The 15,760-nt window shown below is 61.6% G+C and carries 13 protein-coding genes; 8 read left to right on the top strand and 5 right to left on the bottom strand.

Annotated features, from left to right (window positions below):
* Nucleotides 1-30: 30 nt before the first annotated feature.
* Nucleotides 31-849 carry a pyruvate, water dikinase regulatory protein gene (locus tag L1O02_RS21490; RefSeq protein WP_016964354.1) on the bottom strand — a complete coding sequence of 273 codons (819 nt, stop codon included), beginning with the start codon at nucleotides 847-849 and terminating at the stop codon, nucleotides 31-33.
* A gap of 174 nt (nucleotides 850-1,023) precedes the next feature.
* On the opposite strand from L1O02_RS21490, the gene ppsA reads away from it, so the two are divergent.
* The 8 genes from ppsA (at nucleotide 1,024) to L1O02_RS21450 (ending at nucleotide 9,158) form a co-directional block, all read left to right on the top strand.
* Nucleotides 1,024-3,399, top strand: a complete 2,376-nt coding sequence (ppsA, locus tag L1O02_RS21485; RefSeq protein WP_060838285.1) for a phosphoenolpyruvate synthase — start codon at nucleotides 1,024-1,026, stop codon at nucleotides 3,397-3,399.
* A 101-nt stretch (nucleotides 3,400-3,500) separates the two neighbouring features.
* Nucleotides 3,501-4,490 carry an alpha/beta fold hydrolase gene (locus L1O02_RS21480; protein ID WP_060842925.1) on the top strand — a complete coding sequence of 330 codons (990 nt, stop codon included), beginning with the start codon at nucleotides 3,501-3,503 and terminating at the stop codon, nucleotides 4,488-4,490.
* A gap of 253 nt (nucleotides 4,491-4,743) precedes the next feature.
* Nucleotides 4,744-5,235 carry a ribonuclease E activity regulator RraA gene (rraA, locus tag L1O02_RS21475; protein WP_009042919.1) on the top strand — a complete coding sequence of 164 codons (492 nt, stop codon included), beginning with the start codon at nucleotides 4,744-4,746 and terminating at the stop codon, nucleotides 5,233-5,235.
* A 25-nt stretch (nucleotides 5,236-5,260) separates the two neighbouring features.
* The gene (locus tag L1O02_RS21470; protein ID WP_235758671.1) at nucleotides 5,261-6,256 is read left to right on the top strand and encodes a zinc transporter ZntB; all 996 of its coding nucleotides are present in this window, start codon (nucleotides 5,261-5,263) and stop codon (nucleotides 6,254-6,256) included.
* A gap of 63 nt (nucleotides 6,257-6,319) precedes the next feature.
* Nucleotides 6,320-6,565 (top strand): hypothetical protein, encoded by a 246-nt coding sequence (locus tag L1O02_RS21465; RefSeq protein ID WP_060838289.1) that lies wholly within the window; start codon nucleotides 6,320-6,322, stop codon nucleotides 6,563-6,565.
* Nucleotides 6,566-6,567: 2 nt separating this feature from the next.
* Nucleotides 6,568-7,392, top strand: coding sequence for a mechanosensitive ion channel domain-containing protein (locus L1O02_RS21460; protein WP_235758669.1), 825 nt, complete (start codon nucleotides 6,568-6,570; stop codon nucleotides 7,390-7,392).
* Between the two features lie 87 nt (nucleotides 7,393-7,479).
* Entirely contained in the window at nucleotides 7,480-8,070 is a 591-nt protein-coding gene (gene sigX, locus L1O02_RS21455; RefSeq protein ID WP_011060195.1) for an RNA polymerase sigma factor SigX, read from the top strand.
* 107 nt (nucleotides 8,071-8,177) lie between these two features.
* Complete coding sequence (locus L1O02_RS21450) at nucleotides 8,178-9,158, top strand: OmpA family protein (protein WP_060838290.1); 981 nt, start codon at nucleotides 8,178-8,180, stop codon at nucleotides 9,156-9,158.
* Between the two features lie 77 nt (nucleotides 9,159-9,235).
* On the opposite strand, the gene cobA is transcribed toward L1O02_RS21450, so the two are convergent.
* From cobA to nirB, 4 genes are read right to left on the bottom strand one after another with little or no spacing between them, the layout of a single operon-like run.
* Nucleotides 9,236-9,976, bottom strand: coding sequence for a uroporphyrinogen-III C-methyltransferase (gene cobA, locus L1O02_RS21445; RefSeq protein WP_060842926.1), 741 nt, complete (start codon nucleotides 9,974-9,976; stop codon nucleotides 9,236-9,238).
* 9 nt (nucleotides 9,977-9,985) lie between these two features.
* Nucleotides 9,986-12,703, bottom strand: a complete 2,718-nt coding sequence (locus L1O02_RS21440) for a nitrate reductase (RefSeq protein ID WP_235758667.1) — start codon at nucleotides 12,701-12,703, stop codon at nucleotides 9,986-9,988.
* Complete coding sequence (nirD, locus tag L1O02_RS21435; protein WP_060838293.1) at nucleotides 12,703-13,020, bottom strand: nitrite reductase small subunit NirD; 318 nt, start codon at nucleotides 13,018-13,020, stop codon at nucleotides 12,703-12,705. The genes L1O02_RS21440 and nirD overlap by 1 nt, the downstream gene beginning before the upstream one ends.
* Nucleotides 13,017-15,470, bottom strand: a complete 2,454-nt coding sequence (gene nirB, locus L1O02_RS21430) for a nitrite reductase large subunit NirB (protein WP_235758665.1) — start codon at nucleotides 15,468-15,470, stop codon at nucleotides 13,017-13,019. Before nirB ends, nirD begins: the two co-directional genes overlap by 4 nt.
* Nucleotides 15,471-15,760: the final 290 nt, after the last annotated feature.

The raw sequence follows: 15,760 nt of genomic DNA, 5'->3' as shown, positions 1-15,760 counted from the left end.
ACATCGGGCGGGCTGAAGCCGTGGCGCGGCCTACTTGAAGCGGCGCTCCACGCCTTTTTCCACGAGGATCTTGGCCGAGATCTCTTCCACCGAGAAATGCGTGGAGTTGATATGGGGAATGTTTTCGCGGCGGAACAGGTTCTCCACTTCGCGGACTTCGAACTCGCACTGGGCGTAGCTGGAGTAGCGGCTGTTGGGCTTGCGCTCGTTGCGGATCGCGGTGAGGCGGTCGGGGTCGATGGTCAGGCCAAACAGCTTGTGCTTGTGGGCGCGCAGGGCATTGGGCAGTTGCAGGCGCTCCATGTCTTCTTCGGTCAGCGGGTAGTTGGCCGCGCGGATGCCGAATTGCATGGCCATGTACAGGCAGGTTGGGGTCTTGCCGCAGCGCGACACGCCCACCAGGATCAGGTCGGCCTTGTCGTAGTAGTGGGTGCGGGCGCCGTCGTCGTTGTCCAGGGCGAAGTTCACCGCCTCGATCCGCTCCATGTAGTTGGAGTTGTGGCCAATGGAATGGGACTTGCCGACGGAGTAGGAGGAGTGCTCGCTGAGCTCCTGTTCCAGGGGCGCGAGGAAGGTCGAGAAGATGTCGATCATGAAACCATTGGAGGTCGCGAGAATCTCACGAATGTCCTGATTGACGATGGTGTCGAAAATGATCGGCCGATGGCCGTCTTTTTCGGCGGCCATATTGATTTGTTGTACCATGGCCCGCGCTTTTTCCATGCTGTCGATGTACGGCCGCGTGAATTTGCTGAAGGTAATGTTTTCGAACTGCGCCAACAGGCTCTGGCCGAGGGTTTCCGCTGTGATACCGGTACCGTCGGAAATAAAGAAAGCAGATCGTTTCATTTGCGGCTTGGGCCTTAAGCTAGTGACGATTCTTGGATATGATAGGCGCGATTTGTCGGCCGGGAATGGCCCGCATTCTCACTTATTTTCCAGGTCCAGGCCATATAGCGGGCAAACGCTCCCCCGAGCAGCCGGCTTCTGAGCTTTTCCAACACAGTTAGTGGAGAGATCACCTTGGTAGAGTACGTAGTTTCCCTCGATAAGCTCGGCAAACACGATGTTGAGCATGTGGGGGGCAAGAACGCATCCCTGGGCGAGATGATCAGCAACCTCGCAGGTGCGGGCGTATCGGTCCCTGGTGGCTTTGCCACGACAGCTCAGGCTTATCGTGATTTTCTTGAGTTGAGCGGTCTGAACGACCAGATCCATGCCGCCCTCGATGCGCTGGATGTCGATGACGTCAACGCCCTGGCCAAGACCGGCGCGCAGATCCGTCAATGGATCATGGAAGCCGAGTTCCCCGAGCGCCTGAACACCGAGATTCGTACCGCCTTCGCCGCGCTGTCGGCCGGCAACCCGGAAATGGCCGTGGCCGTGCGTTCCTCGGCCACCGCCGAAGACTTGCCGGATGCCTCCTTCGCCGGCCAGCAGGAAACCTTCCTCAACATCCGTGGCGTGGACAACGTGATCCGTGCCGCCAAGGAAGTGTTTGCCTCCCTGTTCAACGATCGCGCCATTTCCTACCGCGTACACCAGGGTTTCGACCACAAGCTGGTGGCCCTGTCTGCCGGTGTGCAGCGCATGGTGCGTTCGGAAACCGGCACTGCCGGCGTGATGTTCACCCTCGACACCGAATCGGGCTTCCGTGACGTGGTGTTCATCACCGGTGCCTATGGCCTGGGTGAAACCGTGGTCCAGGGCGCGGTCAACCCGGACGAGTTCTACGTCCACAAGAACACCCTTGAAGCCGGCCGTCCGGCCATCCTGCGCCGCAACCTGGGCAGCAAGGCGATCAAGATGATCTACGGCGACGAGGCCAAGGCCGGTCGCTCGGTGAAGACCGTGGACGTGGACGCGGCCGATCGCGCACGTTTCTGCCTGACCGACGCCGAAGTCAGCGAGCTGGCCAAGCAGGCGATGATCATCGAGAAGCACTACCAGTGCCCGATGGATATCGAGTGGGCCAAAGATGGCGACGACGGCAAGCTGTACATCGTCCAGGCCCGTCCGGAAACCGTGAAGAGCCGTACCCAGGCCAACGTCATGGAACGCTACCTGCTCAAGGAAACCGGCACCGTCCTGGTGGAAGGCCGTGCCATCGGCCAGCGCATCGGCGCCGGCAAGGTGCGGATCATCAAGGACGTTTCCGAGATGGACAAGGTCCAGGCCGGCGACGTGCTGGTTTCCGACATGACCGACCCGGACTGGGAGCCAGTGATGAAGCGCGCCAGCGCCATCGTCACCAACCGTGGCGGTCGTACCTGCCACGCGGCGATCATCGCTCGTGAACTGGGGATTCCGGCGGTAGTGGGTTGTGGCAACGCCACCGAGCTGCTCAAGGATGGCCAGGGCGTGACCGTTTCCTGCGCCGAAGGCGACACCGGCTTGATCTTCGAAGGCGAACTGGGCTTCGACATCAAGCAGAACTCGGTAGACGCCATGCCGGAACTGCCGTTCAAGATCATGATGAACGTCGGCAACCCGGACCGCGCCTTTGACTTCGCCCAGTTGCCGAACGCCGGCGTGGGCCTGGCCCGCCTGGAGTTCATCATCAACCGCATGATCGGCGTGCACCCCAAGGCGCTGCTGAACTACGCCGGGCTGCCGCAAGAGATCAAGGACAGCGTCGACAAGCGTATTGCCGGCTACCACGATCCTGTGGATTTCTACGTCGACAAGCTGGTGGAAGGCATCAGCACCCTGGCTGCGGCGTTCACTCCGAAGAAGGTCATCGTGCGTCTGTCGGACTTCAAGTCCAACGAATACGCCAACCTGATCGGCGGCAAGCTCTACGAGCCGGAAGAAGAGAACCCGATGCTGGGCTTCCGTGGCGCCTCGCGCTACATCAGCGAATCCTTCCGTGACTGCTTCGAACTCGAATGCCGTGCGCTGAAACGCGTGCGCAACGAGATGGGCCTGACCAACGTCGAAATCATGGTGCCGTTCGTGCGCACCTTGGGCGAAGCCAGCCAAGTGGTTGATCTGCTGGCTGAAAATGGCCTCAAGCGTGGCGAAAACGGTCTGCGCGTGATCATGATGTGCGAACTGCCTTCCAACGCCATCCTGGCTGAGGAATTTCTCGAGTACTTCGATGGTTTCTCCATCGGCTCCAACGACCTGACCCAGCTGACCCTGGGCCTGGACCGTGACTCGGGGATCATCGCCCACCTGTTCGACGAGCGTAATCCTGCGGTCAAGAAGCTGCTGGCCAATGCCATCGCCGCCTGCAACAAGGCCGGCAAGTACATCGGCATCTGCGGCCAGGGACCTTCGGACCACCCGGACCTGGCCAAGTGGCTGATGGAACAGGGCATTGAAAGCGTCTCGCTGAACCCGGACTCGGTGCTGGAAACCTGGTTCTTCCTGGCCGAAGGTCAGGGCGCGGCGTAATCGGTGAACGAAGAGCCGGTCGCGCTTGGGCGGACCGGCTCTTGAAGATTCAAGCAGGGCGTGCTTCTTCTGGATGCCGCCCTTTTTTGTGCAAGAAGAATATGCAAAGCAGCAGCAACCTATTTCCCGTCGCCTTGATCAGTGCCGAGCGTCGAGGCGACCTCAGCGAAGATGTCTATCGCTTGAAACCCGGCAACAGTCCGGACCCTTCGGTCGAACTGGCCGTGACCCGTCTGGGGCTGGCGGATGAGCCGCAAGCCCGGGGCGTGCCTGTGGTTCTGCTCCACGGCAGCTTTTCCAACCGGCGCTTCTGGTATTCGCCCAAGGGCGTGGGCCTTGGCGCCTACCTGGCCCGTGCCGGTTTCGATGTGTGGATTCCCGAGATGCGCGGCCATGGCTTGTCGCGCCGCAATGCCGACTACCGCAAGAACCGGGTGGCCGACTACGCGCGCTACGATCTGCCAGCGATTGCCGCCTTTGTCCGTGAGCAAAGCGCCCAGATTCCCCACTGGATCGGTCATTCCCTGGGGGGCACTACCCTGGCGGCGGCGCTGGGCGGGCAGTACCTGGGCGAGGCGGGGGTGGCTTCGGCGGCGTTTTTCGGAACCCAGATCAGTCGGACCTACTGGCCGTTGAAAATCCCCATGGTGGAATGGGGCGGGCGCCTGCTCATCAAGCGCTTTGCCCAATTGTCCGGTTCTCGGCTCAAGCGCGGGCCGGAAGACGAGCCTATTGGCCTGGCCCTGGAAAGCATGCGCTGGCACGGCCTGTTCGGTCGCTTTGGCGATGCCGACCAGGACTGGTGGGCCGGGCTGGCGCAGGTGACGGTGCCGGTACTGGCGGTCAGTGCCGCCGGGGATCATCAGGATCCGACCTGGGCCTGTCGCAAGTTGTTCGATCAGTTGGCCAGTGAGCAGAAACAATTTATCTGCCTGGGGCGTGAGCTAGGGTTCAGTAGCAATTTCGGCCATGTCGAGATGCTGGTGAGCAAGCCGGCGCAGGCCGAGGTCTGGCCATTGGTGGCGCGCTGGCTCCAGGATCAGCAGACGCCGTTGCTGGCTTCTGCTGGCGAGCAGGTGGCTGAGGTTTGAAGCGAGGGCTCTGACAAGGGCATTTCGTTGGATAGCGCTTGCGGCTAAGATATGACGCATTGTGCTGTTCTGGTCACATTCAGTTATTGAGTCGACTTTCCGTTCAGGTGGCAGGGCTGCAGATGCGCGACAGGCTGATCTGCTGCTTTGAGGGGCAGGTTAAACCTCGGCTTGCCGGACTCGTATGTCCAGAATGGCCCCCTGAAATGGCCGATACCTTCGATCGTGTTCTTTCTGCTACAGGAGTTTCTCGATGAATCATTACCTCACTCCCGACCTGTGCGACGCCTATCCGGACCTGGTGCAGGTGGTTGAACCCATGTTCAGCAACTTCGGCGGTCGCGATTCCTTTGGTGGTGAAATCGTCACCATCAAGTGCTTCGAGGACAACTCGCTGGTCAAGGAGCAAGTGGAGCTCAAGGGACACGGCAAGGTGCTGGTGGTCGATGGCGGCGGTTCCCTGCGCCGTGCGCTGCTGGGAGACATGCTGGCCGAGAAGGCGGCGAAAAATGGCTGGGAAGGCCTGGTGATCTACGGGTGCATCCGTGATGTGGATGTCATCGCCCAGACCGATCTCGGGGTTCAGGCCCTGGCCAGTCATCCGATGAAGACCGACAAGCGCGGCATCGGCGATCTCAATGTGGCAGTGACCTTTGCCGGTGTGACTTTCCGTCCGGGTGAATATGTCTACGCCGACAACAACGGCGTGATCGTCTCGCCAAGCCCACTGAAGATGCCTGAATAAACCATTGGCCTGACAAGGGATGAGGATGTTCGAGGAAGACAACGCGCAATGGGGGCTGGTGCATGCCCTGGTGCTGGATGGTGAAGGTGGTGCGCGTTCGATAGCCCGGACTGAGCTCGACGATCTGCAGCTGCAGGCCCATGAAAGCCTGTGGCTGCACTGGGATCGCAGTCATCCGCAAACCCAGACCTGGCTGCGCCGCTCCAGCGGCCTGAGCGAATTCAGCTGTGATCTGCTGCTGGAGGAAAATACCCGGCCGCGCCTGCTGTCCTTGCCCGACTCGGAGTTGCTGCTGTTCTTGCGCGGCATCAATCTCAATCCGGGGGCCGAGCCTGAGGATATGGTGTCGGTGCGGATCTTCGCCTCTTCCAAGCGGGTGATTTCCCTGCGTCTGCGGCCTTTGCGCGCCACTGACGAGCTTTTGCTGCAACTGACCGAAGGCAAGGGGCCGAAAACCGCTGCCGAACTGCTCCTTTATATGGCCGAGTATCTGACCCATAAGGTGCAGCATCTGGTCAGCGACCTGTCTGAAGTGGTCGATGTCGAAGAAGAAAAACTGGATGCCGACGAACGGTATACCCCGGAGCATGGCAGCATTTTGCAGATCCGGCGCCGGGCTGCCGGGCTGAAGCGGTTCCTGGCTCCGCAACGGGATATTTTTGCCCAGTTGAGTCGGATAAAACTGCCCTGGTTTGCCGTCGACGATGGTGACTACTGGAATGAGTTGCACAACAGCCTGACCCGCTACCTGGAAGAGCTGGAACTGACCCGAGAGCGCGTGGGGCTTGTGCTGGAGGCCGAAGACCGGCGCTTGAGCGTGCGCATGAACCGCACCATGTACCGCTTCGGGATCATCACCGGGATCTTCCTGCCCATGAGTTTTCTCACCGGTCTTCTGGGGATCAACGTCGGCGGGATTCCGTTCTCCGCGAGCCCCTATGGATTCATCGTCGCCTGCCTGCTGCTGGTGGCGGTGGCCCTCGGACAATGGTGGTTGTTCCGCCGTTTGCGCTGGGTGTGATGATGCGTCATGTGACCCGAATAAAACTGACCGCGTCTTTTCCAGACATCACCAGAGGTGCGTATGCACGATCCGTTTGAACAGTCTTTGCGTGACATGCTCAAAGCCTCGCCATCGAGCCGCGATGATGACGCCTGCCTGGGCCGCGTACTGAAAACCGCCAACCGCCAGGTGGGGGCGGGGGATCTGTTCAGCTTGCTGGGCCGCTGGCTGCCGGCGCTGATGATCGCCTTGAATAATGGATCGGCCCATATCGCGCCGGTATCCCGTCGTAAACCTTCTGCTCGCACTGCTGATAAGGCTGATTGAATATGGAACTTGATCTCTGGACGCAGAGCCTCGTCACGGCGATGACTGCCTTGTGGACCAAGGTGGCGAACTTCATTCCGAACATGTTCGGCGCGTTGGTGGTGCTGTTGCTGGGCTTCGTGGTGGCCAAGCTGCTGGACACCCTGCTGTCGAAATTGCTGGCCAAGCTGGGCCTGGACCGTCTGATGGGCGGTACCGGCTTGACCAAGTTGCTGTCCCGCGCGGGCCTGCAAGTGCCGATCTCCACCTTGATCGGCAAGATTGTCTACTGGTTCGTCCTGCTTATATTTCTGGTATCTGCTGCTGAATCCCTGGGCCTTGAGCGAGTTTCGGCTACGCTCGACATGCTTGCGCTGTATTTGCCGAAGGTTTTCGGTGCTGCGTTGGTGCTGTTGGTGGGGGTTCTGTTGGCGCAACTGGCCAACGGCCTGGTGCGCGGAGCAGCGGAAGGCGTAGGTCTGGATTACGCCAGTGGCCTGGGGCGCATTGCCCAGGGGCTGGTGATCATCATCAGTATTTCCGTGGCGATCAGTCAGTTGGAGGTCAAAACCGACCTGCTCAACCATGTGATCGTCATCGTATTGATTACCGTTGGTCTGGCCGTTGCGCTGGCCATGGGGTTGGGAAGCCGGGAAATTGCCGGGCAGATTCTTGCGGGAATCTATGTGCGTGAGTTGTACCAGGTTGGGCAACAAGTACGTGTTGGTGAGGTCGAAGGCCAGATCGAAGAGATTGGCACGGTTAAAACTACATTGCTGACCGAGGAGGGTGAGCTAGTCTCTCTGTCCAATCGGATCCTGCTGGAGCAGCATGTAAGTAGCCGCTAACCCGGCAAACCCTGCTAATGTATGCCGCCGCAAAATGCCCTCACCGGGCAGCGGCGGACATTGACCTGACTGTCGGCACGACTCGTTTTGAATAAAACCCAATCGCTATCCACGCGCTATGACCCCCGTGAGCTCTCTGATGAGGAGTTGGTTGCGCGCTCACATACGGAGCTGTTTCACGTAACACGCGCCTATGAAGAGTTGATGCGACGCTATCAGAGGACCCTATTTAATGTTTGTGCACGTTATCTGGGGAACGATCGGGATGCGGATGATGTCTGTCAGGAAGTGATGTTGAAGGTGCTGTATGGCCTTAAGAACTTTGAGGGTAAATCGAAGTTCAAGACATGGCTATATAGCATCACGTACAACGAATGCATCACGCAGTATCGCAAGGAGCGGCGCAAGCGTCGGTTGATGGACGCTTTAAGTCTTGACCCCCTCGAGGAGGCCTCTGAAGAGAAGGCGCCAAAACCAGAGGAGAAGGGCGGACTTGACCGCTGGTTGGTGCATGTGAACCCGATTGACCGGGAAATTCTGGTGCTACGATTTGTCGCAGAGCTGGAGTTCCAGGAGATCGCAGACATCATGCACATGGGGTTGAGTGCTACAAAAATGCGTTACAAACGTGCTCTTGATAAATTGCGTGAGAAATTTGCAGGCATTGCTGAAACTTAGTTCGGCGCAAATATCTCTTACGTCTAGGTGAGTTCTGATAGACTTACCGCCGAGTTGTCCCCCGGTATGTGGGACTGCTTTACAATCACCAGATGGGGATTTAACGGATGAAACTGAAAAACACCTTGGGCATTGCCATTGGTTCTATTGTTGCCGTGACTTCGTTCGGCGTTCTGGCGCAAGGCCAAGGCGCGGTCGAGGGTGAACTGTTTTACAAAAAACAGTACAACGACAGCGTTAATCACGTTGAAGACGGCTTCAACCCAGGCGCATCGATCGGTTACTTCCTGACCGACGACCTGTCGTTGAACGCTACCTACGACAAGACCAACCACACCCGTTCTAACGACGGTACTGGTAACCAGAAGATCAAAGGCGACAACTTCGGCCTGAACGCTCAGTACCACTTTGGTACCGTGGGTGACGCTCTGCGTCCATACGTTTCCGGCGGTGTTGCTCACAAGAGCATGACCAACGTGATCGCTGACGGTCACAGCGGCCGCGACCAGTCGACTTTCCTGACTGCAGGCGCTGGTGTTAAGTACTACTTCACCGACAACCTGTTCGCTCGTGCCGGCGTTGAAGCTGACTACAAGCTGGACAACGGCAAGTGGGACTACGCTCCTACTATCGGCCTGGGTGTGAACTTCGGTGGCAGCGGCGGCAAAGTTGCTCCAGCTCCTGCTCCAGCACCGGCTCCAGCTCCAGAACCAGCTCCAGAAGCTCCAGTTGCTGAAGTTGTTCGTGTTGAGCTGGACGTGAAGTTCGACTTCGACAAGTCGGTCGTCAAGCCTAACAGCTACGCTGACATCAAGAACCTCGCTGACTTCATGAAGCAGTACCCACAGACCACCACCGTTGTTGAAGGTCACACTGACTCCGTCGGTCCTGACGCTTACAACCAGAAGCTGTCTGAGCGTCGTGCAAACGCCGTTAAACAAGTTCTGGTCAACCAGTACGGCGTTGGCGCTAACCGCGTTCAATCCGTTGGTTACGGTGAGTCCCGCCCAGTTGCCGACAACGCAACTGAAGCTGGTCGCGCTATCAACCGTCGCGTAGAAGCCTCGGTTGAAGCTCAAGCTAAGTAATTAGCCTTGTAGCTTGGAAAAACCCGGCCTAGGCCGGGTTTTTCTTTGCCTGCGATTTGTCCGGCCAGAGCCTCGACTCAGGCTTGGCCGACGCAGACTTCAAGGGCGGACGCCGTGGCCGCCACAGCCCCAATCACCAGGATCGCCGGGCTTTTGAGCGCAAAGCGCTGGGCGTCCCGTTCCATCCCCGCCAGATCGCTGCGACATTCCCGCTGTTCAGGCAGCGAGGCGTTTTCAATCATCGCCACCGGCGTATCGGCCGCCAGGCCGCCTTCACGCAATTGCCCGGCAATCTCCGCCAGCTTGGCCACGCCCATGTAGATCACCAAGGTCGTGCCGCCTTGCGCCAGGGCCTGCCAGTTCAGGCGGCTGTCATCCTGAGTGTGCGCGGTGACCAGGGTCACTCCCCGGGCGACGCCGCGCAGGGTCAGGGGAATCTCGCAGCGCGTGGCGCCCGCCAGCCCAGCGGTGATGCCATTGACCAGTTCCACCTCGATGCCCCGTTCCCTGAGCCACTGGGCTTCTTCGCCGCCGCGACCAAAGATGCACGGATCGCCGCCCTTGAGGCGCACCACGCAGCGCCCTTGCCGGGCATAGCGCAGCATCAGGCGATGAATGAAGGCTTGCGGGGTAGAGCGGCATCCTCCCCGTTTGCCGACGGCAATGACCCGTGCCCCGGGGCAGTGCACCAGTACGGCGTGGTTCACCAGATCATCGATCAGTACCACCTCGGCCTCGCCAAGGGCACGCACCGCCTTGAGGGTCAACAGCTCCGGATCACCCGGTCCTGCGCCAACCAGCCAGACTTTTGCACTCATATTCACTCCTCACCCAGGGACGCTGGCAGGTTGCACTGCCGCCGCCAGCAGGCGCTTGATCTCCGGCACGCAGGAGCCACATTGGCTACCGCAACCCAATTGCTGTTTCAGTTGTTCAAGGTTCAAGCCTTCAGCGACACCGGCACAGACCGCCCGATAACCAACGTTCTTGCAGTTGCACAGGGTCCGTTCCCGTGTCCCGCCCAGGCCGCCGGCTTCCGGCGGGGCGCTCATCGGCGCCAGCAGCCAGCGGCGCAGTTGCTCATCGGCGCGGCCTTCGAGCCACAACTGCTGCAACCAGTGCTGGGCCAGGGTTTCCCCGGCCAGTCGGATCGCGGTGATCCGTCCTTGTTCGATACGCACGCGCTTGCCGATGGCTCGGCGCGGATCGTCGTAGGCCAGGACCGGCCCACCTTCCAGCCCCAACTGCTGGTCGATCAGCTTGAGCAATGCCGGCTGCGGCGCCTCCTGGTGGGCGGCACGGATCACCAGGGCCGGACGCTCGCGACCGCTCAGACTGAAGCTGACATAGGCAAAGGCTTCGCACAGGGGGCGCAGAACCTTGAAGTGGGCCTGTACCTCGCCTTCGATCAGGGCGAACAACTGCCAGGGCAACTGCACCGGTTCCAGGCGCACGCCGCTGTGCTTGAGCTCCGGCTGTTTTGACAGGGGATCGAAGGCCGGTTGAGTCACGGCGTTGACCCCGCCCTTGAGGAAGCGATCGCCCCAGTGCATCGGCAGGAACGCCTGGCCGGGGCGTACGCCGTCATCACTGGCGACGGCGACAATCACAGCGCCACGCCGACTTTTCAGGCTCACCAGATCGCCCTCGCGCAAGCGTTGCCGGCGCAACTCGTCCGGGTGCAGGCTCAGCAGCGCCTCGCTGACGTGGCCAAACAGTTGCGCCGCAGTGCCGGTGCGACTCATGCCGTGCCACTGGTCCCGCAGCCGGCCGGTGATCAGGGTCAGAGGGAAACGCGCGTCTCGCTGTTCCTTGGCGGCCACATAGGGATCGGCGATAAAGCGTGCACGGCCAGAGGCGGTGGGAAACACGCCGTCGCCATACAAGCGTGGCGTGCCCTGTGTCGCACCGGCGGGAAAGGGCCATTGCTGCGGGCCGAGGCGGTCGATCAGGTGGTGACTGAGGCCGGACAGATCCAGATCGCGGCCCTGAGTCAGGCCTTTGTACTCATCGAACAGCTGGGCCGCGCAATTGAAATCAAACAGGCTCGGCTGGCCGGGACGCAGGCGGCGCTCCAGGCGTTGGGCGAAGTCCAGGGTAATGGCCCAGTCAGGCCGCGCCTCGCCGGGCGCCGGCACCGCCTGGCGCACGTGAGAAACCCGGCGTTCCGAGTTGGTCACCGTGCCTTCTTTCTCCCCCCAGCTGGCAGCGGGCAGCAGCAGGTCGGCAAAGGCCGCGGTTTCCGTGGTGGCAAAAGCTTCCTGCAGGACCACGAAAGGGCAGGCTTGCAGCGCCGCCCGCACCGTATTCTGGTCCGGCAGCGACTGCGCCGGGTTGGTGCAGGCGATCCACAGGGCCTTGATCCGCCCACTGCGCAATTGTTCAAACAACTCGATGGCGCTCAACCCGGGGCGTGCGGGCAACTGCTCCACGCCCCAGTAGGCGGCGACTTCTGCGCGATGCTCGGGATCGGTGGCCTCCCGGTGCCCGGGGAGCAGGTTGCTCAGGCTGCCGGTTTCGCGCCCGCCCATGGCATTGGGCTGACCGGTGAGGGAGAAGGGGCCGGCGCCGGGGCGGCCGATCTGCCCGGTGGCCAGGTGCAGATTGATCAGCGCGCTGTTTTTTGCGCTGCCGGCGCTGGACTGATTCAAACCCATGCACCACAGGGACAGAAAACTCGTCGCGTTGCCGATCCATTGCGCGCATTGCTGCAATTGTTCGACGCTGATCCCGCACAGCTGCGCCACCATCGGCGGGGTGTAGTCGCGGACCAGGGCCTTGAGCTCGGCCAGGCCCTCGGTGTGCTCGCGGATGAAGTCGCGGTCGATCCAGTCTTCCCACAGCAGTAAATGGAGGAGGCCGTGGAACAGGGCCACGTCGGTGCCGGGCAGGATCGCCAGGTGCAGGTCGGCCAGGTCGCAGGTATCGGTGCGACGCGGGTCGATCACCAGCACTTTCATCTGCGGGCGCCGGCTTTTGGCCTGTTCCAGGCGTCGGAACAGCACCGGATGGGCGTAGGCCATGTTGCTGCCGACGATCATCACGCAATCGCTCAGTTCCAGGTCCTCATAGCTGCAGGGCGGTGCATCGGCCCCCAGGCTGCGCTTGTAGCCCACCACCGCCGAGGACATGCACAGCCGCGAATTGCTGTCGATGTTGTTGGTGCCCACCAGGGCCCGGGCCAGCTTGTTGAAGGCGTAGTAGTCCTCGGTCAGCAACTGCCCGGAGATGTAGAACGCCACGCTGTCCGGGCCGTGCTCGGCGATGGTTTGGGCAAATACCCCGGCGGCATGTTCCAGGGCGCTGTCCCAGTCGCAGCGGCTGCGGGCCAGATCCTTGCCCAGGCGCAGCTCCGGGTACAGGGCGCGGGCACCGGGATCGCCGGTCAGGTGCAGGCTGGCGCCCTTGCTGCACAGCTTGCCGAAGTTGGCCGGGTGCGTCGGATCGCCACGGACCCCGAGGATCTGCCGGCCGTCATGCTCGATCAGCACGCCGCAGCCGACTCCGCAGTAGCAACAGGTCGAGGCCGTGCTCTGGCGCGACATCACCCGGCATCCCGCAGGATCAGTTGCACCCGGCCAGCTTCCACCCGTGCCTGATGCCGGTGGGCACAACCGATGTCCGGTGCCTGGGCCTCGCCGGACTCCAGGTCGATCTGCCAGTTGTGCAGGGGGCAGGCCACGCGCTTGCCGTAGATCAGCCCCTGGGACAGCGGGCCGCCCTTGTGCGGACAGCGATCGTCCAGGGCGAAGACCTGATCGTCGCCAGTACGAAAAATCGCGATATCGCCCCGGGGCCCCTTGATCACGCGTGAGCCCAGGGCATTGATCTCTTCCAGGGCGCAGATATCCAGCCAGTTCATGCCGGCACCTCCAGTTGTTTCACGGGGATCGACTCGTACTCTTTTTTCAGCTGCGGCTCGGCCAGACGCTGTTGCCATGGGTCCTGCTCGAAGGACAGGGCGAACTGCAAGCGCTCGTTCAATGCCTTTCGCCGTTCGGGGTCCTCCAGCACGGTCTTTTTCACGTGCTCCATGCCGACCCGTTGCAGGTAGTGCACGGTGCGTTCGAGGTAGAAGGCCTCTTCGCGGTACAGCTGGAGAAAGGCACCGTTGTACTCGCGCACCTCTTCGGCAGTCTTGAGCTTGACGAAAAACTGCGCCACCTCGGTCTTGATCCCGCCGTTGCCGCCGATGTACATCTCCCAGCCGGAATCGACGCCGATGATCCCGACGTCCTTGATCCCGGCTTCCGAGCAGTTGCGCGGGCAGCCGGACACCGCCAGCTTGACCTTGTGCGGCGACCACATGTTGAACAGGTCGTGCTCCAGCTCGATGCCCAGCTGGGTGGAGTTCTGCGTGCCGAAGCGGCAGAACTCGCTGCCGACGCAGGTCTTCACGGTGCGGATGGACTTGCCGTAGGCGTGGCCGGACGGCATGTCCAGGTCCTTCCAGACCCCGGGCAAGTCCTCCTTGCGAATGCCCAGCAGGTCGATGCGCTGGCCGCCGGTGACCTTGACCATGGGCACCTGGTACTTGTCGGCCACGTCGGCGATGCGCCGCAGTTCGGAGGGATTGGTCACCCCGCCCCACATCCGCGGCACCACCGAATAGGTGCCGTCCTTCTGGATATTGGCGTGGGCCCGTTCGTTGATCAGCCGCGATTGCGGATCGTCCCGGGCTTCCCCCGGCCAGGTGGAAATCAGGTAGTAGTTCAGCGCCGGGCGGCAAGTGGCGCAGCCGTTGGCGGTGCGCCAGTTGAGGTAGCTCATGGTGCTGGCGATGGTCAGCAGGTGCTGCTCGCGGATCGCGTGGCGGATCTGCCCGTGGTTCAGGTCGCTGCAGGCGCAGATGGCTTTTTCGCTTTTCGGCTTGACGTCCGCCGCGCCACCCACGGTATTGATCAGGATCTGTTCCACCAGGCCGGCACAGGAGCCGCAGGAGCTGGCGGCCTTGGTGTGTTTCTTGACCTCGTCGACGCTGAACAGCCCCTGTTCCTGGATGGCCTTGACGATGGTGCCCTTGCACACCCCGTTGCAGCCGCAGACTTCGGCGCTGTCGGTCATGCTCATGGCCTTGTCCTGGCCCTGATGGCCGACATCGCCCAGCGCCTGCTCGCCGAACATCAGGTGATCGCGGATTTCGCCGATGGCGTGCTGCTCGCGGATCTGCCGGAAGTACCAGCCGCCGTCCGCGGTGTCGCCATACAGGCAGGCGCCCACCAGCACGTCGTCCTTGATCACCAGCTTCTTGTACACCCCGCCAATGGGGTCGGCGAGGGTGATTGTTTCGGTGCCGTCGCCGCCCATGAAATCCCCGGCGGAAAACAGATCGATGCCGGTGACCTTCAACTTGGTCGAGGTCACCGAGCCCTGGTAGCGGGCGAAGCCCAGCTGGGCCAGGTGATTGGCGCAGACCTTGGCCTGTTCGAACAGCGGCGCCACCAGGCCGTAGGCGATGCCGCGGTGGCTGGCGCACTCGCCGAGGGCGTAGATGCGCGGGTCGAAGGTTTGCAGGGTGTCGTTGACCAGGATCCCGCGGTTGCACGGCAGGCCGGCCCGTTCCGCCAGCTCGGTGTTGGGGCGGATCCCGGCAGCCATCACCACCAGGTCGGCGGGGATGATGTCGCCATTGTTGAACTGCACCGACCCGACCCGGCCGTTGCCGGCATCGATCAGCGCCTGGGTCTGCTCGCTCAGGCGGAATTTCAGGCCTCGGCTTTCCAGGGCGCTCTGCAGCAACTGGCCGCTGGTCTGGTCCAGTTGCCGCTCCAGCAGCCACTGGCCAATGTGCACCACGGTCACGTCCATGCCCCGCAGCTTGAGGCCGTTGGCGGCTTCCAGGCCCAGCAGGCCGCCGCCGATCACCACCGCGTGCTGGTGGGTCCTGGCGGCGTCGATCATGGCCTGGGTGTCGGCGATATCGCGGTAGCCGATCACGCCCTGCAGGTTCTTGCCGGGAATCGGCAGGATAAAGGGCGTGGAACCGGTGGCGATCAGCAGGCGATCGTACTCGGCTTGGCTGCCGTCGTCGGCGATCACCCGGCGCTTGATCCGGTCGATTTCCACCACCTTGCGATTGAGCAGCAGCTTGATGTTGTGCTCCAGGTACCAGTCCAGGTCGTTGAGGACGATGTCCTCGAACGTCTGCTCGCCAGCCAGCACCGGTGACAGCAGGATGCGGTTGTAATTGGTGTGGGGCTCGGCGCCGAACACGGTGATGTCGTACAACTCGTCGCTCAGCTTGAGCAGTTCTTCCAGGGTGCGGACCCCGGCCATGCCGTTGCCGATCATCACCAGTTTGAGTTTTTTCATGGGCTTCTCCGGGGCCAGGCAGGTTCAGTGGGGCCTGGCTCGACAAACTGCGCGCAAACAAAAAAGGCGTCCCGTCAGTGGCCTGACGAGGACGCCTTTGTCCGATCCCGTTCTCTCGGGAAGCCGGCCTTCGTCGTTGAAGGCCAGGCTTGATGTCTGTTGCCTGATGTCATGCAGCGCTTGTGCCAGGTTGTCGAGGGCGCGGTTTTATCGGGCCCTGGTGACGATTCTGTGCCGACCGAGTCCGGCTGGCGCACCGAATCGAGGCGTCACGCCCTCTTTCGGCTCTT

The organism is Pseudomonas sp. BC42 (genome assembly GCF_021560055.1).
In the GTDB taxonomy this organism is placed as follows: domain Bacteria; phylum Pseudomonadota; class Gammaproteobacteria; order Pseudomonadales; family Pseudomonadaceae; genus Aquipseudomonas.
The sequence above is the reverse complement of the archived record's forward strand: the minus strand, read 5'-3'. Positions and strand labels throughout refer to the sequence as shown.